Below are 22,674 nucleotides of genomic sequence, written 5' to 3'. Positions count from 1 at the left end.
AGGCGCGAACGTCAATCAGCAATCGGGTTTGTCGGCGGTATAGCGTCGGGCCGGATTCACCGCCGCGCCGAACTCGCGCAGGGCCTTGGCGCCGATCAACAGTGGATAGTTGAAATGGCTGCGGTCGACCAGGTTGACCTCGACGGTTTGCTTTTTATCACCCAGGCACAGCTCCAGGTCGACGACCGGGCGCTTGGTCGGGTCAACCACTTCGTCGTCGTCCTCGCCTTCGGAGCGACCTTTGATCTTGCTGATGCGCGAGACCTTGTGCTCGTACACCTTGTTGCTGGCGTCCTTGGTGGCCAGACGGAAGCGCACCCAGTCATCGCCGTCGCGCTGGAACAGTTCGATGTCCTTGGCCGACAACGACGCGGTCAGCGCGCCAGTGTCCATCTTGGCTTTGAACGTCTCGCCGAACTCCGCGACCTTGATGTATTCGTAACGACCATACAAGGTCGGCTCGGCGGCCATGACCGGCAGGGCCAGCAGAGACAATAACGCCAGGATTGATTTCACGTGGGTGGTACCTTTTCTCAGTTGGAATACGGTTACCTGTTGGAGCGAGGCTTGCCCGCGAATCAGACGCCTCGGTGAAACAGGTATACCCCGTTATCGTTCTTCGCGGGCAAGCCTCGCTCCAACGAAAACATGCTTGCTTTAGACCGGAGGACTCAACTTCGTTCGCTGCCCACAGCTTAACCGTAACCTCGTGAAACATTTGTCGACGACCAATGGATTTGGCGTTGATCCCCGGTCTCTTTATGATGGCGGCCCGAAAAATTGTAAGAGTTCTTTATGCGCCGCCTGCTCACCGGCTGTTTTGTCACGCTGCTGTTGCTGCTCAACACGCTGGTCATGATCGGTCCGCTGCTGATTTTCGCCTTGCTCAAGCTGATCTTTCAGGGGCACATGCGCGATCACATGTCCGCGGCGGTGATGTGGATCGCCGAGACCTGGGCCGAGATCGACAAGCTGATTTTTGCCCTGTGCATCCCTACGCGCTGGGAAGTGCGCGGCGATGAAAATCTGCGCAGCGACACGTCTTATCTGGTCATCAGCAACCATCAGTCCTGGGTGGACATTCCGGCGTTGATTCAAGCGCTGAACCGCCGCACGCCGTTCTTCAAGTTCTTCCTGAAAAAGGAACTGATCTGGGTGCCGTTGCTGGGCCTGGCCTGGTGGGCGCTGGATTACCCGTTCATGAAGCGCTACAGCAAGGCGTTCCTGGCTAAACACCCGGAACTGAAAGGCCACGATCTGGACATCACCCGACAAGCGTGCGAGCTGTTCAAGCGTCAGCCGGTCACAGTGGTCAACTATCTGGAAGGTACGCGCTTCACAGCGGCGAAACAGGCGCAGCAGCACTCGCCTTATTCGCACTTGCTCAAACCCAAGGCCGGCGGCGTGGCGTTCGTCCTTGCTGCCATGGGTGAACAACTGGATGCGATTCTGGATGTCACCGTGGTTTACCCGAGCGAGCGGATTCCGGGCTTCTGGGATTTACTCTGCGGAGGCGTGCCGCGCGTGATCATCGATATCCAGACCCGCGAACTCGATCCCGCGTTGTGGCAAGGCGATTACGAGAACGATCCGTTGTTTCGCGAGAAGGTGCAGGGCTGGGTCAACCAGCTGTGGCTGGACAAGGATGCGCGCATCGCCCTGTTGCGGGGCGATGCGCTGGCAGACTGAATCAGCTGCCGGTGCCCCACAGGCTGCCGAGACTTTGCAGCGCAGAGCCACCGGCGCCTTGCTGGCCGAGGTATTGCAGAATCAGCGGGGCAAACTGGCTGACCATCGAACTGTCCATGCCCAGCGCGGTGAACGCCTTGTTCACGTCAGCCATGCTTTGCACGTTGCCCAAAGCGCTATTAAGGATTGAACTGCTGGCGCTGTTGCCAGAACCGCCCAACACATTGCCCAGCCCATTGAGGCTGCCCAGACTGTTCAAGGCGCTGGTCCCGGCCAGTTGATCCAGGCCCGGCACCGATTTGGTCAGTTGGCTGTAATCGTTGCCGGCGAGTTTGTTCTTTGCCAGACCCAACAATGCACCGGTGCCGCCCACGGCTTGTTCCGGAGTGACATTCAGATTGCTGCCCAGCACATTCAGCAGGCCGGCAGCTTCCGGCGCAGCGGTCGCTTTTTGATTGCCATTGGTGGCGTTGGAGACAGCATTGGCTGCGTCGTTCAGGTTGAAGGCGAACACCGGACTTGCGGCCAGAGCCATCAACGATGCCAGTGCTACACCGCGTGAAATCTTCATTGAAACAACCCCTCAAACGGAAAAAATCCGGCAAGCCGGTAAAAACAAGTGTTTGACAGGGTTGGCCGGGGGAATGTTCCTTGCGTTCGTCTGTTGGGGCGAAGTTCATCCTGTGGGAGCGTTCGGAGGTTACGACGGCCGCGAAGCGGTGGGTCAGGCAAACCCGCTGTTGCACAGACTGTGTGAAAACGTCACGAGCGAAGGCAAGACAAGGCAAGACAAGGCAAAAACAGGCGGAAAAGCGGAGTCTAGGTGTTCTAAATGAGCATTTTCCGCCTGTTTTTAACGCAGTATTGCCGNAAGGCAAGACAAGGCAAAAACAGGCGGAAAAGCGGAGTCTAGGTGTTCTAAATGAGCATTTTCCGCCTGTTTTTAACGCAGTATTGCCGAGCGCAGTAGTTTTCACACAGTCTGTACAGCTTCGCACTGCTCGCAAGCGCCTATAAAACCTAGTAGTTCTGCTAGGTAGGCAGTGGGTGAAAAGCGGTTGAAACTGAACCACCGCTATTGGAAGGACTGGTTGCCATGACTTCTTCAAACGCTGTCGTGCTGTGTACTTACGCTTACGACCCGCTGGATCGTCTGGCCGCCGTATCACCTGCGGGATCAGACAGCATTCAGCGTTTCTATCAGAAGAGTCGCCTGACCACGGAAATTCAGAGCGAGATACAACGCGCCGTGTTTCAGACCGAGGATCACTTACTGGCACGACAGCAGCGCCAAGGCAGCACCACCGATTGTGCCTTGCTCGGCACCGACCAACAGCGCTCGGTGCTACACGCCCTGGATGCTACGCAGGGGCAAGCATTTACCTACTCGCCTTATGGTTTTCGCCCGCCGCATCTGGACCTGCCGGGCTTCAACGGCGAACAGCCTGATCCGGTGACCGGGCATTATTTATTGGGCAATGGGTATCGGGCGTTCAATCCGGTATTGATGAGATTCAACAGCCCGGACAATTTGAGCCCGTTTGGGGGTGGTGGGTTGAATGCGTATGCGTATTGCGTGGGGGATCCGGTTAATAGGGTGGATCCGACTGGGCATACGCCTTGGCTGATAAAGGCCCTTCTGAGAAGGGTTGGGCTAATGGCCAGACGTCAACGTGAGCCAATTGTGCTCAAAAAAATGATTCAGGGGGAACTAAAAATTCTAGGGGGAGGTGAACAAGTATTTTTTAGGCGTTCGCCTTTGCCTTCTGATAGCACCTTGGCTCCCAAGGCTCGAGCATCGAAACCCAGATATCAACTTCCGAAACCAGCCCATAAAGATACCGGAATTGGTCCGTATATCGAGACCGGTCCCAATCATGCGCCTCTTCCAATCGACCGACGTGATGCGTTCAAAAACACTCAGTCTTGGATAGCCAATTCGCCTTTCACCAGTATGGAATCTAGCAGTTTAGAAGTTTCATCAGTTTCTAATATCCACGCTCAGACGGTCTCCGCAGCATCTAATAGCTCTCTAACCTCTGCAAAACATTTGGAAAGATCATTGTCGTCTGTCTCTTCTGATCCCTTTTTTGGACCCAAGCTTTCTGGAGAGTTTGAGCGCGTATTGCGGAATATTCGGAGCACCTGACAGTTAAACGTCTGGAGGAGGCATTTAGCCTCCTCCAATTGTTCGCCAAAAACCTACGCCGCACTAAACAACTTATGCGGATCAATCACAAACTTCTTCGGCACGCCGGCATCGAACTCGCCGTAACCGCGTGGAGCGTCGTCGAGGCTGATGACTTCGACACCGACGATGTCTGCGATCTTGATGCGGTCCCACATGATGGCTTGCATCAGTTGGCGGTTGTACTTCATGACCGGGGTCTGGCCGGTGTGGAAGCTGTGGGATTTGGCCCAGCCCAGGCCGAAGCGGATGCTCAGGCTGCCCATTTTTGCTGCAGCGTCGACAGCGCCTGGATCTTCGGTGACGTACAGGCCGGGAATGCCGATTTTGCCGGCCACACGGACCACGCCCATCAATGAGTTGAGGACGGTTGCCGGAGCTTCATGTTGCACGCCTGCGTGGCCATGGCCGCGGGCTTCAAAGCCTACGGCGTCAACCGCGCAATCCACTTCCGGTTCGCCCAGCAGCGCGGCGATCTGTTCGTGCAGCGGGGTGTCCTGGGACAGGTCAGCAATTTCGAAACCCTGAGCCTTGGCGTGGACCAGACGGGCCGGATTGACGTCACCGATGATGACCACTGCGGCGCCCAGCAGGCGCGCCGATGCAGCTGCGGCCAGGCCGACCGGGCCTGCACCCGCGATATACACCGTACTGCCCGGACCTACACCGGCAGTCACGGCACCGTGATAACCGGTAGGCAGAATGTCGGACAGGCAAGTCAGGTCACGAATTTTTTCCATGGCCCTGTCACGGTCAGGCAGCTTCAACAGGTTGAAGTCGGCATACGGCACCAGCACGTATTCCGCCTGGCCGCCGGTCCAGTCGCCCATATCGACGTAACCATAGGCGCCGCCGGGGCGAGCCGGGTTGACCGTCAGGCAGACACCGGTGTGTTGTTCCTTGCATGAACGGCACAGGCCGCACGCCACGTTGAAAGGAACCGACACCAGATCACCGATTTTCAGGTTCTCGACGCCGGTGCCTTTTTCGATCACTTCACCCGTGATTTCATGCCCCAGCACCAGGCCGGTCTGTGCGGTTGTACGGCCGCGCACCATGTGTTGGTCCGAGCCGCAAATGTTAGTAGAGACCACGCGCAGGATGACGCCATGCTCGATCTTGCGACCGCGCGGATCCTGCATTTTTGGATAGTCAATTTTCTGTACTTCGACCTTGCCAGCGCCGAGATACACCACACCACGATTGCCAGACATGCTTTCACCTCGATTTTGTTGTTATGTCGCGGGGAAATGCGTTGCTTTGTCGGTGTAGCAGCAACGCACTGATTGCTCTGGGGTGCTTGCTTGATATTGATGTTTGCGATCCCGTAGGACCGGCTTTAGCCGGGAGGACGTCTTCCCGGCTAAAGCCGGTCCTACAGGGGATTGCGTTTACAGCACTACCGTTCTGTTGGCATTCAAAAACACGCGCCTTTCAATGTGATATCCCACCGCCCGGGCCAGGGTCTGGCCTTCGATATCCCGGCCCTTGGCGATCAGGTCTTCGGGGTAATGGCTGTGATCAACCGCTTCGACGCCCTGGGCAATGATCGGGCCTTCGTCCAGATCGTTGTTGATGTAATGGGCGGTGGCGCCGACCAGTTTCACGCCCTTGTTGTAGGCCTGATGGTACGGTTTGGCGCCCTTGAAACCCGGCAGCAGCGAGTGATGAATGTTGATCGCCTTGCCGTCCAGCTTGCGGCAAAGGTCCGGCGACAGCACTTGCATGTAGCGGGCGAGAATCACCAGCTCGGCGCCGGACTCTTCGATCACTTGCCAGACTTTGCTTTCCTGCGCCGGCTTGTCGTTCGGATCCAGGGGGAAATGGTAGTACGGAATTTCGTGCCAGCGCGCCAACGGCTCCAGATCCGGATGGTTGGACACCACGGCAACCACATCCATGGACAACTGGCCGATGCGTTGGCGGTAGAGCAGGTCGTTCAGGCAGTGGTCGGCCTTGGACACCATGATCACCACTTTCGGGCGGTAGTTCGGCGCGGTCAGCTCGAAGATCATGCCGAACGCTTGCCCGCGTTCGGCCAGACCGGCGCGAAAGCCCTGTTCGTCAAAACCATCGGGCTGACGGAATTCCACGCGAATGAAGAAGCGGCTGGAGAGCCGATCATCGAAGGAGTGGTGCTCGGTCACGTAGCAGCCCTGCTCGAACAGATAGCGGGTCACCGCGTCCACCGTGCCCAGCACGCTTGGGCAGTCGGCAGTCAGAATCCATGTGTCGGGGGCGCGGCTCATTGGTTAATCCTTGTTGGAAATGTGTCGTCGCTGCTCGCGGCTGAAGCCGCTCCTACGGGCGTACTGGAACATGCGCATCGCCTGTAGGAGCGGCTTTAGCCGCGAGAGCCGCGAGGTGTATCAGGCCTGAATGCTCAAGCCATACTCGGCACTGGCATCCTGCAACCACATCCACCAGTAATCAGCGAAGCTGCGGCGGATCAGCAGTTCCCAGGTTTCCTCGCCCGTACGGCGGATGACCAGTTGCGATTTGGCGAACACGGTGCCGACGGCCTTGCCCACCGGGAAGTTGTCCGGGTGAACGTCGTAGCTGGTGGATTTCATCAGCACTTCGCGGACTTTCGAGCCGGTCAGTTCAAGGATCGACTGGCCACCGCTGACGTTGACAATGGCAATGTGCAAACCGGTCAGCGCTGCGCGCAGCTTCTGTTCGGCTGCAAACTCTTCACCGCTGGGCACGATCAGCAGCCATTCATCCGGGCCGAGCCATTGCAGCGAGCTTTCGCCGTTGATGACCACGGTCAAGGCCTTGGGCAGTTCCATGCCGCTGGCGGTCGCCACTCCAGCAGCGAACGCCGGATCATGGGCATCGCCACGAATCGTCAGATGGCCGAGCAGTTTCTTCTCGCGCAGGAGCACGCCAGGGTTGGCGCGACCTTTACCGACCAGCTTGTTGAGATCGGCATGAAACAGCGGTGACTCGGCTTTTTCGCCGGTCGTTGGCCGCTGCTGGTAAACGTTGGCTGTGGTCATAGAGCACCTGTTCCTGAATTCTGTTGTTTCATTGGACGTAACTTCGGCGGCCTCGCTGCCTCGCGGCTGAAGCCGCTCCTACGGAATCCGTTTCCATTCCCCGTAGGAGCGGCTTTAGCCGCGAGAGGAGATGCAGTCACTCCACGTTCTGCTGCTCACCCTTCGGATCGAAGAACACCGAAGACACGATTTCGGCTTCGATGAAGCTGCCGTCCGCCAACGGTGCGAACACCCGTTCGCCCATGCGCTTCAAGCCGCCTTTGACCACGCCCATGGCGAACGAATAACCCAGCGAAGACACCGCGTAGCTCGACGTCACGTGGCCGACCATCTGCATCGGGATCGCTTGCTTGGTGTCGAACACCAGTTGCGCGCCTTCGGGCAGCCATTTGGTCGGATCGACCGGTTTCAGGCCGACCAGCTGCTTGCGCTGTTCGCGCACGCAATCTTCGCGATTCATGCCGCGCCAGCCGAGCCACGAGAACGGTTTGGTACGACCGACACACCAGCCCATGTTCAGGTCGTCCGGGGTCATCGAGCCGTCAGTGTCCTGGCCGACGATGATGAAACCCTTCTCGGCGCGCAGCACGTGCATGGTTTCGGTGCCGTACGGCGTCAGGTTGTACTGCTTGCCGGCTTCGACGATTTTTTCCAGTACGCCCATGGCGTAGTCGGCCTGGACGTTGACTTCGTACGACAGCTCGCCGGTGAACGAGATGCGGAACACCCGCGCCGGAACGCCGCCCACCAGACCTTCCTTCCAGGTCATGAACGGGAATGCATCACGGTCCAGATCGATGTCGGTCACTTCGCTGAGCAGCTTGCGGCTGTTCGGCCCGGACAGGGTCATGGTCGCCCAATGGTCGGTCACGGAAGTGAAATAGACCTTCAGGTCAGGCCATTCGGTCTGCTGATAGATTTCCAGCCATTGCAGTACGCGTGCCGCGCCGCCAGTGGTGGTGGTCATGATGAAATGGTTGTCGGCGACACAGGCGGTAACACCGTCGTCGAAGACCATGCCGTCTTCCTTACACATCAGGCCGTAACGCGCCTTGCCCACATCGAGCTTGGTCCAGGCGTTGCTGTAGATGCGGTTGAGGAACTCGCGGGCATCCGGGCCTTGAATGTCGATCTTGCCGAGGGTCGAGGCATCCAGCAGGCCGACGCTGTCGCGCACGGCTTTGCATTCGCGGCCAACGGCGGCATGGATGTCTTCACCTTTTTTCGGGAAGTACCAAGGGCGTTTCCATTGGCCGACGTCTTCAAACTCGGCGCCGTTCTTGACGTGCCAGGCGTGCAGCGCAGTGAAGCGAACCGGCTCGAAAATGTGCCCGCAGTGACGACCGGCCACAGCGCCGAACGTCACCGGCGTGTAGTTCGGGCGGAACATGGTGGTGCCCATTTCCGGGATGGTCACGTTCAGCGAGCGGGCGGCGATGGCCAGGCCGTTGACGTTGCCCAGCTTGCCCTGATCGGTACCGAAGCCCAGCGCGGTGTAGCGCTTGACGTGCTCGACCGACTCGAAGCCTTCGCGGGTTGCCAGTTCGATGGCGGCAGCGGTAACGTCGTTTTGCAGGTCGACGAATTGCTTCGGCGCGCGAGCGGTGGTTTTGTCATGCGGCACCTGGAACAGCGCCAGCGTCGGCTCTTCCGCGCGGCTCAGGGCTTTTGGCAAGACGCCTTCGACTGCTTTGAACCCGGCTTCGCTGGCGGCGCGCACGCCACCTTCGAAACCATCGGCCAGTGCGTCGCCGAGTGCGTAAACACCGTTCACACCACCGACGCAGACGCGTTTTTGCGGTGCTTCACCCGGTACGAAACCGAGGATGTCTTCACGCCAGACCGGCTTGCCGCCCAAGTGTGAAGCGAGGTGGACGATTGGGCTGTAGCCGCCGGAGCTGGCGACCAGATCGCAATCGAGCCATTCGCCAGGGCTGGTGACGCGATGGGCTTTGACGTCGATGGCGGCAATGCGCGCTGCCGTAACATGCTTGCTGCCGCGCGCTTCGATCACGGCGCTGCCGGTCAGGATGCGAATGCCTTTGGCGCGGGCTTCTTCAACCAGCGCGCCACGTGGGTTGTGACGGGCATCGGCAATCGCCACCACTTGCAGGCTGGCGTCGAGCCAGTCCAGAGCGACGCGGTACGCGTGATCGTTGTTGGTGGACAGCACCAGTTTCTTGCCCGGCGCCACGCCGTAACGGCGTACATAAGTGGAAACCGCGCCCGCCAGCATGTTGCCCGGCACGTCGTTGTTGCCGTAAACCAGCGGACGTTCGTGAGTACCGGACGCCAACACCACGCGCTTGGCACGCACACGGTGCATGCGCTGACGCACCTGGCCGATTGGCGCGCGGTCGCCGAGGTGATCGGTGAGGCGTTCGTGAATGGTCAGGAAATTATGGTCGTGGTAGCCGTTGACCGTGGCGCGTGGCAGCAGCACCACGTTCTTCAGGCCTTTAAGCTCGGCGATAACCGTCGCGACCCATTCAGTGGCAGGTTTGCCGTCGAGGCTTTCGCGAGTGTCCAGCAGGCTGCCGCCGAACTCTTCCTGTTCATCGGCGAGAATCACCCGTGCGCCGCTGCGCGCGGCAGCCAGGGCCGCAGCGAGACCCGCAGGGCCAGCGCCGACGATCAGCACGTCGCAGTGCTGGTTCATGGCGTCGTAGGTGTCCGGATCGTTTTCAGTCGGCGAGCGACCGAGGCCGGCAGCCTTACGAATGTACTTCTCGTAAGTCATCCAGAACGATTGCGGGTACATGAAGGTTTTGTAGTAGAAACCCGGCGGCATCAGCTTGCCGCCGACCTTGCCGAGAATCCCCATCACGTCATTGTTGACGCTCGGCCAGCCGTTGGTGCTGGTCGCGACGAGGCCCGAATACAACGCCTGTTGCGTGGCGCGCACGTTGGGGATTTGCGTCGCTTCGGTCGCGCCGATTTGCAGCACCGCGTTCGGCTCTTCGGAACCGGCTGCGAAGATGCCGCGCGGACGGGAATACTTGAAGCTGCGGCCGATGATATCAACGCCGTTGGCCAGCAATGCAGCGGCCAGCGTGTCGCCTTCGAAGCCTTGGTAGGTCTGGCCGTTGAAGGTGAAATTCAGCACCTTGCTGCGGTCGATGCGGCCGCCGTTGGGCAGTCGGTTAGTCTGGCTCATACCTTGTCTCCCTCGCCGCTGGCTGCCTGGTTGCCGAATGCCTTGTTAGTGAACTGGGGCTTGGCGCCAATCGGGTAGGTTTCGAGAATTTCGTAAGTAACGGTGTCGCGGGTAGCGTTGAAGTACTGGCGGCAACCGGCGGCGTGAATCCACAGTTCGTGATGCAGTCCGCGCGGGTTATCGCGGAAGAACATGTAGTCGCCCCATTGCTCGTCGGTGCAGGCGCCCGGATCCAGCGGACGCGGAATGTGCGCCTGACCGGATGCGTGGAATTCCTCTTCGGAGCGCAGTTCGCCACAGTGAGGACAGAAGATATGCAACATAAGGAAAACTCTCCTGTTAGTGGGCGACCGCGGCTGCGCCGTGTTCGTCAATAAGAGCGCCGTTGTGGAAACGGTCGATGGAAAAAGGTTTTGCCAACGGGTGCATTTCGCCTTTGGCGAGGCTGGCGGCAAACACGTTGCCCGAGCCCGGCGTGGCCTTGAAGCCGCCGGTGCCCCAACCGCAGTTGAAGAACATGTTCGGCACTGGTGTTTTGGAAATGATCGGGCAAGCGTCCGGCGTGGTGTCGACGATGCCGCCCCACTGACGGTTCATGCGTACACGGGACAGTACCGGGAACATCTCGACGATGGCCTGGACGGTGTGTTCGATCACCGGATAAGAGCCGCGCTGGCCGTAGCCGTTGTAGCCGTCGATACCGGCGCCGATCACCAGGTCGCCCTTGTCGGACTGGCTGATGTAGCCGTGTACGGCGTTGGACATGATCACGCTGTCGATAATCGGCTTGATCGGCTCGGACACCAGCGCTTGCAGCGGGTGGGATTCGATTGGCAGGCGGAAGCCCGCCAGTTTCGCCATGTGCCCGGAGTTACCGGCGGTGACCACGCCGACGCGCTTGGCGCCGATGAAGCCTTTATTGGTTTCCACGCCGACACACACGCCGTTTTCCTTGCGGAAGCCGATCACTTCGGTCTGCTGGATCAAGTCCACGCCCAAGGCATCGGCGGCACGGGCAAAGCCCCAGGCCACGGCGTCGTGACGGGCCACGCCGCCGCGCCGCTGTACGGTTGCGCCGATGATCGGGTAACGGGTGTTTTTCGAGCAGTCCAGGTACGGGATTTCGTCCGCGACCTGTTTGCCGTTGAGTAATTCGCCGTCCACGCCATTGAGGCGGTTGGCGCTGACCCGACGCTCGGAATCACGCATGTCCTGCAAGGTGTGACACAGGTTGTAGACGCCGCGCTGGGAGAACATCACGTTGTAGTTCAGGTCCTGGGACAGGCCTTCCCACAGTTTCATCGCGTGTTCGTACAGGTGCGCGGATTCATCCCAAAGATAGTTGGAACGCACGATGGTGGTGTTGCGCGCCGTGTTGCCGCCGCCCAGCCAGCCTTTCTCGACCACGGCCACGTTAGTGATGCCGTGCTCTTTAGCCAGGTAATAAGCCGTGGCCAGACCGTGCCCGCCGCCGCCGACGATAACCACGTCGTAGACTTTTTTCGGGGTCGGCGTGCGCCACATGCGCTGCCAGTTTTCGTGGTGGCTGAGGGAGTGTTTCAGAAGGCCGAAGCCTGAGTAATGCTGCATGAGTGACTACTCCTGACTCAGCGATAAACCGGGAAATCGGTGCACAGTGCTGCAACCTGACTGGCAACGTTGGCCTCGACATCGGCGTCGCCGAGATTGTCGAGGATGTCGCAGATCCAGCCAGCCAGCTCGACGCATTGGGTCACTTTGAAGCCGCGCGTGGTGACCGCTGGCGTGCCGATACGCAGGCCCGAGGTCACGAACGGTGATTGTGGATCGTTGGGGACAGAGTTCTTGTTCACGGTGATGTGCGCACGACCCAGCGCCGCGTCGGCGTCTTTACCGGTCAGGCCCTGACGAATCAGGCTGACCAGGAACAAATGGTTGTCGGTGCCACCGGAAACCACGTCAAAGCCACGGTCGATGAACACTTGCGCCATCGCCTGAGCGTTGTCGATGACTTGCTGTTGGTAAGCCTTGAAGCCGGGCTCCATGGCTTCCTTGAAGCACACGGCCTTGGCGGCGATCACGTGCATCAGCGGGCCGCCCTGGCCGCCTGGGAAAACAGCGGAATTGAGTTTTTTCTCGATCTCTTCGTTGGCCTTGGCCAGGATCAAGCCGCCACGTGGACCGCGCAGGGTCTTGTGTGTGGTGGTGGTCACGACGTCGGCATACGGCAGCGGATTCGGGTACAGGCCAGCAGCAACCAGACCAGCCACGTGGGCCATGTCGACGAACAGGTAAGCGCCCACTTTGTCGGCGATGGCGCGGAAACGTGGGAAATCCAGGGTTTTCGAGTAGGCCGAGAAACCGGCGATGATCATTTTTGGCTGGCATTCAACGGCGATGCGCTCGACTTCGTCGTAATCGATCAGGCCGGTGGTGGTGTCGATGCCGTATTGCACCGCGTTGTAGAGCTTGCCGGAAAAGCTGACTTTCGCGCCGTGGGTCAAATGACCACCGTGAGCGAGGCTCATGCCCAGCACGGTGTCGCCAGCTTGCAGCAGCGCCAGATAAACAGCAGCGTTGGCCGAACTGCCGGAATGCGGCTGGACGTTGGCGTAATCGGCACCGAACAGTTGCTTGGCGCGCTCGATGGCGAGCATTTCAACTTTATCGACGTGCTCGCAGCCACCGTAGTAGCGCTTGCCCGGATAACCTTCGGCGTATTTGTTGGTCAGACCGCTGCCCTGGGCTTCCATCACTCGCTGGCTGGTGTAGTTCTCCGACGCGATCAGTTCGATGTGATCTTCCTGACGTTGCTCCTCGGCATTGATCGCCGCCAACAGTGCATCGTCATAGCCTTGGATTTGGTCATTCTTGCTGAACATCGCGGTTCTCCCAGCGGCGGCGTGGCGCCTGACTTATGAGGGTAGGGCCGCAGTCTGAAGACAGTGCCCTTTGATGCGATGGTAGGGCCGGACCAAAGACGCCAAATGCCTACGGACGCCACGCAAAGGTGCGTTTACGACATGGGTTGGCGGGGAGGGATAAATAGAGCTTGTAGGACCGGCTTCAGCCGGGAGCGCGCCCTCGCGGCTAAAGCCGCTCCTACGGAAATCGCATTCGCTCAGGCAAAAAAAATCCCCCGTGATAATCGGAGGATTTTGGTCACATCATGTCGCAATCAGACAGATTTACCCGGCAACTGCCCATCGACCCGGAACATCCCGCGAATACCGCGTACGGCCTGGCGGATGCGGTCCTGGTTTTCGATCAGGGCGAAGCGCACGTGATCGTCGCCGTATTCACCAAAACCGACACCCGGCGACACGCAGACCTTCGCCTCGGCCAGCAGCTTCTTGGCGAATTCCAGTGAACCAAGGTGCGCGTAAGCCGGAGGAATCTTGGCCCACACGTACATCGAGGCTTTCGGGTTCTCCACCATCCAGCCTAATTCATGCAGGCCTTTGACCAGCACGTTGCGGCGTTGACGGTATTGCTCGGCGATGTCCAGCACGCATTGCTGGTCGCCTTCAAGCGCCGCAATGGCCGCCACTTGCAGCGGGGTGAAGGTGCCGTAGTCGTGATAACTCTTGATCCGCGCCAGGGCGTTGACCAGTTCCGCGTTGCCGACCATGAAACCGATGCGCCAGCCCGCCATGTTGTAGCTCTTGGACAGGGTGAAAAACTCCACCGCGATGTCCTTGGCGCCGGGCACCTGCATGATCGACGGGGCTTTCCAGCCGTCGTAGACGATGTCGGCGTAGGCCAGATCGTGAACCACCAGCACGTCGTATTGCTTGGCCAGCGCCACGACGCGCTCGAAGAAATCCAGCTCGACGCACTGCGCGGTAGGGTTGGACGGAAAGCCGAGGATCATCATTTTCGGCTTGGGGATCGAGCCGCGGATGGCTTTTTCCAGCTCGGCAAAGAAGTCCACACCTGGAATCAGCGGCACCGAACGGACCTGAGCACCGGCAATGACCGCGCCGTAGATATGAATCGGATAGCTTGGATTCGGCACCAGCACCGTGTCGCCTTGATCCAGGGTCGCCAGCATCAAATGCGCCAGGCCCTCTTTCGAGCCGATGGTGACGATGGCTTCGTCTTCCGGGTCGATATCGACGTCGTAGCGTTTTTTGTACCAGTTGGAAATCGCCCGACGCAGACGCGGAATGCCACGCGAAGTCGAGTAGCCGTGAGTGTCTTCACGTTGGGCAACGGTGACCAGTTTTTCGACGATATGCGGTGGGGTCGGCCCGTCGGGGTTGCCCATGCTCAAGTCGATGATGTCTTCACCACGGCGGCGAGCGGCCATTTTCAGCTCGGCGGTGATGTTGAATACGTACGGGGGGAGTCGATCGATGCGCGCAAAACGGCGCGGCGAAGGTAAGTCTGCCATGGAGGCCTCTGAAGACGTAAGCGCCCGGAACCGTCCGAGCGACGTTGGCCACATGCGGTGGCCTGTGCGGAAGATAAAGGCGCTGATGGCGTTTTGTCTACAAAATTTATATCCGGCAGCAGGAGCCAAATCCGACGGATTTTCGCCGGACACCGCCGTAGGAGCGGCTTCAGCCGCGAGCCGCATTCGCCGTCAAGTTGTGCGCGGATGCAGATGATGCCCTCCCGGCTGAAGCCGGTCCTACAGGAGTAGCAACTGCCTTAACCCCAACAACAACAGAAAATGCAGCGGATAAATCGCATAGGCCCAGCGACGCATGGGTTTGACCGGAAAAGGTAATCGCCGACGCAGCAACGCCAAACCCAATAACGGCGCGATCAGGCAGGCGATCATCGACCCAATGGAAATCGGATCGCCCCACGCCGCGCCCGCGAACATCTGCGGCCAGGCATTGCCCGCCAGGCAGACCGCGCCGGGCAGCGCCGCGAACCACAGCGGGCGGCGCAGCGCCAGTAGAAAACTCACCGGCAGCAGCACGCCGAAAAAGCCGAACATCAGTTGCTGCTGCAAAACGGCCGCGACCAGCAGCGCGGCAATCGCCAGCACCCGGGTGATCGGCAGCGGATGGCGCCAGCCTTGAGCAATCAGCAAGCCGAGCAGCAAGGTCGGCAGCACGTTCAGCGTGTCGGCATCGTGCATGAACAGCCGATAAGGAATTTCGGAAAGTCCGGCGAACAGCAGCAGCCAGGCCAGATAGCGCCACTGCACTTTTGGATCGGGGAACAGCGCGGTCTTGCGCCCCAGATTGACGGCAATCGCCAGGCAAAACCACGGAAAGGCGAAGCGCCCCGGCACGTACAGAACATTCACCGACCAGCCGACGTAGCGCAGGTGATCGAGCACCATGCTCAACATCGCCAGCCACTTGAGCAGGTCCAGCGCCTTGTCGCGTCCGGGCAGGTAAGGCGGGTTCGACAGATCCATAGCGCTCCAGGTTGGTTAACGTTTCATCCGGGCCTGTTGGAGCGAGGCTTGCCCGCGAAGAACGTTGACGCGGTATTCCTGCGCCACCGCAGCGACTGGTTCGCGGGCAAGCCTCGCTCCAACGAGGTTACTTTGCAACACGACAACACATGACCAAAGGCTGCGATCTTCGCTACAGTGCGCACCATAATCAATGACAAGGAACCGGCCATGACCGATAAAAGCCAGCAGTTTGCCAGTGACAACTATTCGGGCATCTGCCCCGAGGCATGGGCTGCCATGGAACTGGCCAACCACGGCCACCAACGCGCATACGGCGATGACCAATGGACCGCCCGCGCTTCGGATGATTTCCGCAAATTGTTCGAAACCGACTGTGAAGTGTTTTTCGCCTTCAACGGTACGGCAGCCAATTCCCTGGCGCTATCATCGTTGTGCCAGAGCTATCACAGCGTTATCTGTTCGGAAACTGCTCACGTCGAGACCGACGAATGTGGCGCGCCGGAGTTTTTCTCCAACGGCTCCAAGCTGCTGACCGCGCGCACCGAAAACGGCAAGTTGACCCCGGAATCGATCCGCGAAGTCGCCCTCAAGCGCCAGGACATTCATTACCCCAAACCGCGTGTCGTGACGCTGACCCAGGCCACGGAAGTCGGCAGCGTCTATCAGCCTGAAGAACTCAAGGCGATCAGCGCCACCTGCAAAGAGCTGAACCTGAACCTGCACATGGACGGTGCGCGCTTTTCCAATGCCTGCGCTTTCCTCGATTGTTCGCCAGCCGAGCTGACCTGGAAATCCGGGATCGACGTGTTGTGCTTTGGCGGCACCAAGAACGGCATGGCGGTGGGCGAGGCGATTCTGTTCTTCAACCATGACCTGGCCGAAGATTTCGACTATCGCTGCAAACAGGCCGGGCAACTGGCGTCGAAAATGCGCTTCCTGTCTGCGCCCTGGGTCGGCTTGCTGGAAAACGACGCCTGGCTCAAGCACGCACGGCACGCCAACCACTGCGCGCAGTTGCTGGCTGAACTGGTCAAGGATATTCCCGGCGTGGAGCTGATGTTCCCGGTGCAGGCCAACGGCGTGTTCCTGCAATTGTCGGAACCGGCCATCGCGGCACTGACCGCCAAGGGCTGGCGTTTCTATACCTTCATTGGCAGCGGCGGCGCACGTTTCATGTGTTCGTGGGACACCGAAGAAGACCGCGTGCGCGAACTGGCGGCGGATATTCGGTTGGTGATGGGGGCGTAAACAGTCGCTATAGCCGACTGAATTGGAATGCAATCCGTTGGAGCGAGGCTTGCCCGCGAATCAGATCACCGCGGTGTGGCAGGCATACCGCAATATCGTTCTTCGCGGGCAAGCCTCGCTCCAACAGGCAGTCAATCAGCTCTGCGCGATGGTCTTGGAAATCACTTCCACCGTCGCGTCGATCTGCTGTTGGCAGCGGTCGAGCTCGACCTGGTGCTGCTTTTTCAGTTCGACCTGCTGCGAGCACAGGTTCAGCGCGGCCAGGACCAGCAGGCGGTCGCCGATCAGGCTTGGGTATTTACGCTTGGTGTCGATCAATGAAGCCTTGAGCATGGCCGTTGCCTGCAACAGGGTTTGTTCTTCCCCGGCCGGTGCCTTGATCGAGTAGTCGTTACCCATAATCGAAACGACCGTCACCCCGTTTCCTTGAGTACTCATGCGCTGACGGCGCTGGCGCTGGTCGCGCGGTCAACCAACGCCTGAATACGAGCGGCAGTGGCGCCTTGCTTTTCTTCCTGCTCCATCAGGCTCAGTTGCAGACTGTCGTTGTCATCCTTGGCTTGAGCCAGTTCGGCGCTGAGCTGCGCGTTCGTGTTTTGCAGTTGCTGGTTCTGTTGCACCAGGTCTCCTACAAGTTGTTCCAATTGGCTCAGGGATGCTTCCAACATTTTGAATTCTCTAGCTAATTTCAACGGGCGCACACGATAAAGAAAAGTCACTGCGCATGCCAGGCTTTATCAGGACAGTCGGCCCTTTAAATACCGGTACTTCAGCGCGCGAGCCTCCTCAACGAGGTAAACGCATAAGGACCCTTGTTGACTGTCGTTTGGCGATCTGGTTCCGGCTACTCGTCAGACCGGCACCTTTTGCCATTCCTCCAGCGTGGTTGTGACCTTACGCCGCAGCTCCTTTTATCCGGGCGCCTCAAGTCTTTGGCGCCGCGACCGATAGGCATGGCAATCCGCTAAATTTGTTCTTTCGCTCGCAAGGAATGCGCCGCCACTTCTGGAAACATTATGTCCTTACGTAACATGAACATAGCCTCACGGGCATTCCTCGGGTTCGCCTTTATCGGTGCGCTGATGTTGATCCTCGGTATCTTCGCGCTGACGCAAATGAGCAAGATTCGTGACGCTGGGGATCAGGTCGCGCAAGACAGCGTCCCTAGCATCCAGAGCCTGAACGGACTCACTGTGACGGGTATCCGCATGCGGGTTCTGTCCTATCGTCTGCTCACCAATCGCGAGGCGGATGTTCAGGAAAAGACCATCGACCTGTTTGCCACGCGCAACAAGCAGATTAGCGATGCCCAGGTGGTCTATGAAAAATTGATCTCGTCCCCTGAAGAGCGGGCAGCCTACACCGAGTTTGTTCAGCTGCTGGGCGAGTCCCGCCAGATTGAAGCACGCATCATTGGCTTTAGCCGTGCGGGCAATGTCGAGGAGATGGCCAGGCTGCTCAATGGCGAATCCGCCGCCAACTCGGACAAGATGAATGTGGTCCTGGGCAAACTGTCCGACCTCAACAGCAAACAATTGAGTGTCACCAACAAGGCTGCCGCCGACGAATACTCCTCGGCATTCAATCTGGTCGTCGCTCTGCTGATCGTCGCCACGATTCTGACCATCCTGTTCGCCTGGCTGCTGACCAAGAGCATTACTCAGCCAATCGCTGCTGCGCTTGAAGCTGCGGAAACTATCGCTGAAGGCAATCTGACTCGCCCGATCAAAGTCGACGGTACGGACGAAGCCGGTCGCTTGTTGGCGGCGATGCAGAAAATGCAGGAAAAATTGCGCGACACATTGATGCATATTTCCGGCTCCGCGACGCAGCTGGCGTCTGCGGCTGAAGAACTCAACGCCGTCACCGATGAAAGCGCGCGCGGCCTGACGCAACAGAACAACGAAATCGAGCAGGCGGCCACTGCGGTCAATGAAATGACCAGCGCCGTGGAAGAAGTTGCGCGCAATGCAATCAGCACCTCTGATGCATCGAAAAGCGCGACCACTTCAGCGGGCGATGGTCGTGATCTGGTTATGGAAACGGTCAGCGCCATCGAGCGCATGAGCGGCGACGTGCAGAGCACTGCGGATTTGATCGGCAACCTGGCCAACGAATCCCGGGATATCGGCAAGGTGCTGGACGTGATTCGCGGTCTTGCGGATCAGACCAACTTGCTCGCGCTTAACGCGGCGATCGAGGCCGCAAGGGCCGGTGAAGCCGGGCGTGGGTTTGCGGTGGTTGCCGATGAAGTGCGGGCGCTTGCCCATCGCACACAGCAGTCCACCAGCGAAATCGAACGGATGATCGGCAGCATTCAGGGCGGCACCGAACAAGCGGTCAACTCGATGCGCAACAGCACCGAACGCGCCGAGTCGACCTTGAACATCGCCAAAGGCGCAGGCCTGGCGCTGGACACCATTAACACCGCCATCGTCGAAATCAACGAACGCAATCTGGTCATCGCCAGCGCAGCGGAAGAACAGGCACAGGTTGCACGGGAAGTGGATCGCAACCTGGTCAACATCCGCGACCTGTCGGCCCAGTCCTCAGACGGCGCCAACCAGACCAGCGCGGCCAGCGGCGAGCTGACGCGCCTGGCGATTGATCTGAACAGCATGGTTGCGCGGTTTAGTTTGTAGGGATACACCGCAATCCCGTAGGACCGGCTTTAGCCGGGAGATGACCATTCCATACGCCGCATGTGCGTTGTTGGAGCCGCTGCCCTCCCGGCTAAAGCCGGTCCTACGGTATTAATCGCCTCAGGCGATCAATACTCGATCCGCACATCACCCTTGGGCACGCTGCAGCAGGACAGGATGTAGCCTTCTTCGACATCCTCGTCGGTGATGCCGCCGTTGTGTTCCATTTCCACTTCGCCGCTCAGCTTCATCACCTTACAGGTGCCGCAGATGCCCATGCCGCAGGCTTTGGGGATCATCAGACCGAGCTTGGCGGCTGCGGCGTGGACGGTTTCGCCCGGTGCCACGCGGATGCTCTTGCCGGTGTCGGTGAATTCCACCTGATGCAGTTCCGAGGCATCGACTTCTGGGGCGTCGGCGGCGATTTCCGCTTGTTCCACGGCGTCGGCGCGGGCTTCCGGCGGCGTCTGGCCGAAGGATTCCTCGTGGTACTGCGCCATGTTGAAGCCGTTGCTCTCCAGCAGACGCTTGACTGCGTTCATGTACGGCGTCGGTCCGCAGCAGAACACTTCGCGTTCGAGGAAGTCCGGCGCCATCAGCTCCAGCATCTTCTGGTTCAGATAGCCGCGATAACCGGCCCAGGGTTCACCCAGGCCATGTTTTTCGCAGACCAGGTGCAGGCTGAAGTTGTCGATCCGCGACGCCATGTGTTCCAGCTCGCGGTGATAAATGATGTCCTTTGGCGAGCGCGCGCTGTGCACGAACACCATGTCGACGTTGGCGTTGGTGTCGTAGAACCAGCGCGCCATAGACATCACCGGCGTGATGCCGACGCCGCCGCTGAGGTAGAGAATCTTCGGGTTCGGGAAGTCGATGGCGTTGAACAGGCCCACCGGCCCGTGAACGGCCAGTTCCTGGCCTTCATGCAGCGTGTCGTGCAACCAGTTGGAAACCTTGCCGCCGGGCACGCGCTTGATGGTGATCGAGAAGCTGTAAGGCACCGAGGGCGAACTGGAAATGGTGTACGAACGCATCACCGGCACGCCGTCGATTTCCAGCTCCAGGGTCACGAACTGGCCGGGCTTGAAGAAGAACAGGATCGGCTGGTCGGCCATGAAGCAGAAAGTGCGCACGTCCCAGGTTTCCTGAATCACTTTGACGACGCGAACCAGGTGACGGCCGTTGGCCCATGTCTGGGTATTTACCGGGCTGAGGAAGCTTTGGGACATGCTGAATCTCCACGGCCGACTGTCGGCCTCATGATGCGAATTCTGCGTAAGGCGCAGACAGCCCACTTACCTATCAGCGACATCGGCGTACTTATCGCGACCAGCCCCACGCTACCGGGGTTCGCGCGTCGGGAACGGATTCGGCCATGTCGCCCATGGATAAGGCCGAGTCTGCGCCGAACTCCACACTCGCCACTCAATAGTTACCGAAAAAACTATTCTTGAGCATGAGCGATAAAACAATCGTCGCCTTGCGTGCAAACCGTTGCAAAGAACCGTATCAGCCACATTCGCCGACCGTTAGAAGACACGGTCATGAGGACTTCAACGATGGACGTCACCGCAACCTTGAGCTTGGGCGATCCGCTGGAACCCGCACGTAAGGCCACCGCCGAGATGCTGCAGAATCGCGAGCGCACGTATTCGCTGCCGCAGCCTTTCTACAGTGATGAGCGGCTGCATGAAATCGACATGCAGGAAATCTTTCACAAGGAATGGCTGATTGCAGGCATGACCTGCGAGATCCCGGCCAAGGGCAACTACCTGACGCTGCAGATCGGCAAGAACCCGGTGCTGATCGTGCGCGGCCCCGATGGTGTGGTGAATGCGTTCCACAACGTCTGCCGCCATCGCGGCTCGCGGCTGTGTACCGGCGAGAAAGGCAAGGTCGCCAAGCTGGTGTGCCCGTATCACCAGTGGACCTACGAACTGGACGGCCGTCTGTTGTACGCCGGCAGCGAGATGGGCGACGATTTCGACATGAAAAACTTCGGTCTCAAGCCGATCAATGTCAAGACCGCAGGCGGCTACATCTTCATCAGCCTGGCAGCAAATCCACCGGCCATCGACGAGTTCCTGCAGACGCTCAAGCACTATATGGAACCCTACGACATGGAAAACACCAAGGTGGCGGTGCAAACCACTTTGATGGAAAAGGCCAACTGGAAGCTGGTGCTGGAAAACAACCGCGAGTGCTACCACTGCAACGCGTCGCACCCGGAATTGCTGAACACGCTGCTGGAATGGGATGACGTCACCGATCCGCGCGCCACGCAGTCGTTCAAGGACCACGTCGCCGAGTCGGCCGCTGCCTGGGATGCCGAACAGATTCCTTATGCTCATGCCAGCTTCGGCCTGCGTAACCGTATCGTGCGCATGCCTCTGCTCAAAGGCACCGTGTCCATGACCATGGATGGCAAGCAAGGCAGCAAGAAACTCATGGGCCGGATCAAGAACCCGGATCTGGGTTCGATGCGCATCCTGCACCTGCCGCACGCCTGGAACCACTGCATGGGCGACCACGTCATCGTGTTTACCGTGTGGCCGATCAGCGCTCAGGAAACCATGGTCACCACCAAGTGGCTGGTGCACAAGGACGCCGTGGAAGGCGTTGACTACGACGTCGCGCGTCTGCGGCAAGTCTGGGACGCCACCAACGACCAGGACCGTCGTCTGGCCGAAGAAAACCAGCGCGGCATCAACTCCACCGCGTACCAGCCAGGCCCGTACTCCAAGACCTACGAGTTCGGCGTGGTCAACTTCATCGACTGGTACAGCGCCCGCATGCTGGAAAACCTCGGCGCTGAACCGGCGCCGTATCTGAAGGGTGTGGCGGTTAATCACGAGTAAGGTAAATCTGATAGGCCCAGTGGGAGCAAGCTTGCTTGCGAAGGCGGCGTTGAGGCTCAAATTAATGTGCCGACGCAATGTTTTTTCGCGAGCAAGCTCGCTCCCACACGTTATATGAAGATACCAACAACTTATCCACAGAACAGCCCACAGCCCTTGTGGGAAACCCGCCTGAAGCGCCAAAAAACCCAATAAAAAACCGTGACTTATCCAGATTGTCACTTCTGGGCAGGTATTGCCTATTATTTGATCAATACTTGAAAGGCCACGAATCTAAAGGCCTGCAGAGGACCGCAAACACCTTATCCACAGAAGCGCCAACAGAGTTTGGGGGCAACTTTGCTGGATTAGCGTCTCATCTGTGGAAAACTGCTGAAAAGGCCGTATTTAGCGGTGGACAAACAGGGATGTTGCTTATTTGACGGTGATTGACTGTTTTTTGTACAAATGCCTGTAGGCCATATATTTAAAGGCGTACAGAGGTTAGCGAACAACTTGTCCACAGAAGCGCCAACAGACTTTGTGGGC

At 59.0% G+C, this 22,674-nt stretch carries 18 protein-coding genes and 2 pseudogenes; 6 read left to right on the top strand and 14 right to left on the bottom strand.

Features of this window, described 5'->3' with window-relative positions:
• Positions 1-15 precede the first annotated feature (15 nt).
• Positions 16-516, bottom strand: a complete 501-nt coding sequence (locus AFK24_RS01465; RefSeq protein WP_065831553.1) for an ATP-dependent zinc protease family protein — start codon at positions 514-516, stop codon at positions 16-18.
• Between the two features lie 279 nt (positions 517-795).
• Between AFK24_RS01465 and AFK24_RS01460 the strand changes: the two genes are divergently transcribed.
• Positions 796-1,689, top strand: a complete 894-nt coding sequence (locus AFK24_RS01460) for an acyltransferase (protein WP_065831552.1) — start codon at positions 796-798, stop codon at positions 1,687-1,689.
• Between the two features lies 1 nt (position 1,690).
• Here the strand turns inward: AFK24_RS01460 and AFK24_RS01455 are convergent, their stop codons facing one another.
• Positions 1,691-2,260, bottom strand: a complete 570-nt coding sequence (locus AFK24_RS01455) for a DUF2780 domain-containing protein (protein ID WP_065831551.1) — start codon at positions 2,258-2,260, stop codon at positions 1,691-1,693.
• 525 nt (positions 2,261-2,785) lie between these two features.
• Here AFK24_RS01455 and AFK24_RS31120 point away from each other — a divergent pair.
• On the top strand, positions 2,786-3,838 hold the full coding sequence (locus AFK24_RS31120) for an RHS repeat-associated core domain-containing protein (RefSeq protein WP_080482011.1): 1,053 nt from the start codon (positions 2,786-2,788) through the stop codon (positions 3,836-3,838).
• A gap of 53 nt (positions 3,839-3,891) precedes the next feature.
• Here the strand turns inward: AFK24_RS31120 and fdhA are convergent, their stop codons facing one another.
• From fdhA to AFK24_RS01410, 9 genes are all read right to left on the bottom strand, one after another.
• A complete protein-coding gene (fdhA, locus tag AFK24_RS01450; RefSeq protein WP_065831550.1) occupies positions 3,892-5,091 on the bottom strand; it encodes a formaldehyde dehydrogenase, glutathione-independent in 1,200 nt (399 codons plus the stop codon).
• 177 nt (positions 5,092-5,268) lie between these two features.
• Positions 5,269-6,126, bottom strand: coding sequence for a formyltetrahydrofolate deformylase (gene purU, locus AFK24_RS01445; RefSeq protein ID WP_065831549.1), 858 nt, complete (start codon positions 6,124-6,126; stop codon positions 5,269-5,271).
• Positions 6,127-6,246: 120 nt separating this feature from the next.
• Positions 6,247-6,879, bottom strand: a complete 633-nt coding sequence (locus AFK24_RS01440; protein WP_065831548.1) for a sarcosine oxidase subunit gamma — start codon at positions 6,877-6,879, stop codon at positions 6,247-6,249.
• 136 nt (positions 6,880-7,015) lie between these two features.
• Positions 7,016-10,036, bottom strand: a complete 3,021-nt coding sequence (locus AFK24_RS01435) for a sarcosine oxidase subunit alpha (RefSeq protein ID WP_065831547.1) — start codon at positions 10,034-10,036, stop codon at positions 7,016-7,018.
• Positions 10,033-10,359, bottom strand: a complete 327-nt coding sequence (locus AFK24_RS01430) for a sarcosine oxidase subunit delta (RefSeq protein ID WP_065831546.1) — start codon at positions 10,357-10,359, stop codon at positions 10,033-10,035. The genes AFK24_RS01435 and AFK24_RS01430 overlap by 4 nt, the downstream gene beginning before the upstream one ends.
• Before the next feature lie 16 nt (positions 10,360-10,375).
• On the bottom strand, positions 10,376-11,626 hold the full coding sequence (locus AFK24_RS01425; protein ID WP_065831545.1) for a sarcosine oxidase subunit beta family protein: 1,251 nt from the start codon (positions 11,624-11,626) through the stop codon (positions 10,376-10,378).
• Between the two features lie 17 nt (positions 11,627-11,643).
• Positions 11,644-12,897: a serine hydroxymethyltransferase gene (gene glyA / locus AFK24_RS01420; RefSeq protein WP_065831544.1), complete on the bottom strand. Its 1,254-nt coding sequence runs from the start codon at positions 12,895-12,897 to the stop codon at positions 11,644-11,646.
• A 296-nt stretch (positions 12,898-13,193) separates the two neighbouring features.
• Positions 13,194-14,411, bottom strand: coding sequence for an alanine transaminase (alaC, locus tag AFK24_RS01415; RefSeq protein WP_065831543.1), 1,218 nt, complete (start codon positions 14,409-14,411; stop codon positions 13,194-13,196).
• Between the two features lie 240 nt (positions 14,412-14,651).
• A complete protein-coding gene (locus tag AFK24_RS01410; protein ID WP_065831542.1) occupies positions 14,652-15,395 on the bottom strand; it encodes a TraX family protein in 744 nt (247 codons plus the stop codon).
• A 210-nt stretch (positions 15,396-15,605) separates the two neighbouring features.
• On the opposite strand from AFK24_RS01410, the gene AFK24_RS01405 reads away from it, so the two are divergent.
• Positions 15,606-16,646, top strand: coding sequence for a low specificity L-threonine aldolase (locus AFK24_RS01405; RefSeq protein WP_065831541.1), 1,041 nt, complete (start codon positions 15,606-15,608; stop codon positions 16,644-16,646).
• Positions 16,647-16,781: 135 nt separating this feature from the next.
• On the opposite strand, the gene AFK24_RS01400 is transcribed toward AFK24_RS01405, so the two are convergent.
• Together AFK24_RS01400 and AFK24_RS01395 are read right to left on the bottom strand one after the other, a co-directional pair.
• The gene (locus AFK24_RS01400; protein WP_065831540.1) at positions 16,782-17,084 is read right to left on the bottom strand and encodes a cell division protein ZapA; all 303 of its coding nucleotides are present in this window, start codon (positions 17,082-17,084) and stop codon (positions 16,782-16,784) included.
• Positions 17,081-17,314 carry a hypothetical protein gene (locus AFK24_RS01395; RefSeq protein ID WP_065831539.1) on the bottom strand — a complete coding sequence of 78 codons (234 nt, stop codon included), beginning with the start codon at positions 17,312-17,314 and terminating at the stop codon, positions 17,081-17,083. Before AFK24_RS01395 ends, AFK24_RS01400 begins: the two co-directional genes overlap by 4 nt.
• Before the next feature lie 348 nt (positions 17,315-17,662).
• On the opposite strand from AFK24_RS01395, the pseudogene AFK24_RS31925 reads away from it, so the two are divergent.
• Positions 17,663-18,142 (top strand): annotated as a pseudogene (locus tag AFK24_RS31925) (MCP four helix bundle domain-containing protein); the annotation flags it as partial.
• Between the two features lie 48 nt (positions 18,143-18,190).
• Positions 18,191-19,288 (top strand): annotated as a pseudogene (locus tag AFK24_RS01390) (methyl-accepting chemotaxis protein); the annotation flags it as partial.
• 128 nt (positions 19,289-19,416) lie between these two features.
• Here the strand turns inward: AFK24_RS01390 and gbcB are convergent.
• Positions 19,417-20,517, bottom strand: coding sequence for a glycine-betaine demethylase subunit GbcB (gene gbcB / locus AFK24_RS01385; protein WP_065831537.1), 1,101 nt, complete (start codon positions 20,515-20,517; stop codon positions 19,417-19,419).
• Positions 20,518-20,847: 330 nt separating this feature from the next.
• On the opposite strand from gbcB, the gene gbcA reads away from it, so the two are divergent.
• Positions 20,848-22,146 carry a glycine-betaine demethylase subunit GbcA gene (gene gbcA, locus AFK24_RS01380; protein ID WP_065831536.1) on the top strand — a complete coding sequence of 433 codons (1,299 nt, stop codon included), beginning with the start codon at positions 20,848-20,850 and terminating at the stop codon, positions 22,144-22,146.
• Positions 22,147-22,674: the final 528 nt, after the last annotated feature.

Origin of the sequence: Pseudomonas syringae (genome assembly GCF_001698815.1) — a bacterium.
Lineage (GTDB): Bacteria > Pseudomonadota > Gammaproteobacteria > Pseudomonadales > Pseudomonadaceae > Aquipseudomonas > Aquipseudomonas syringae_A.
This window is presented reverse-complemented; position numbering and strand designations above follow the sequence as displayed.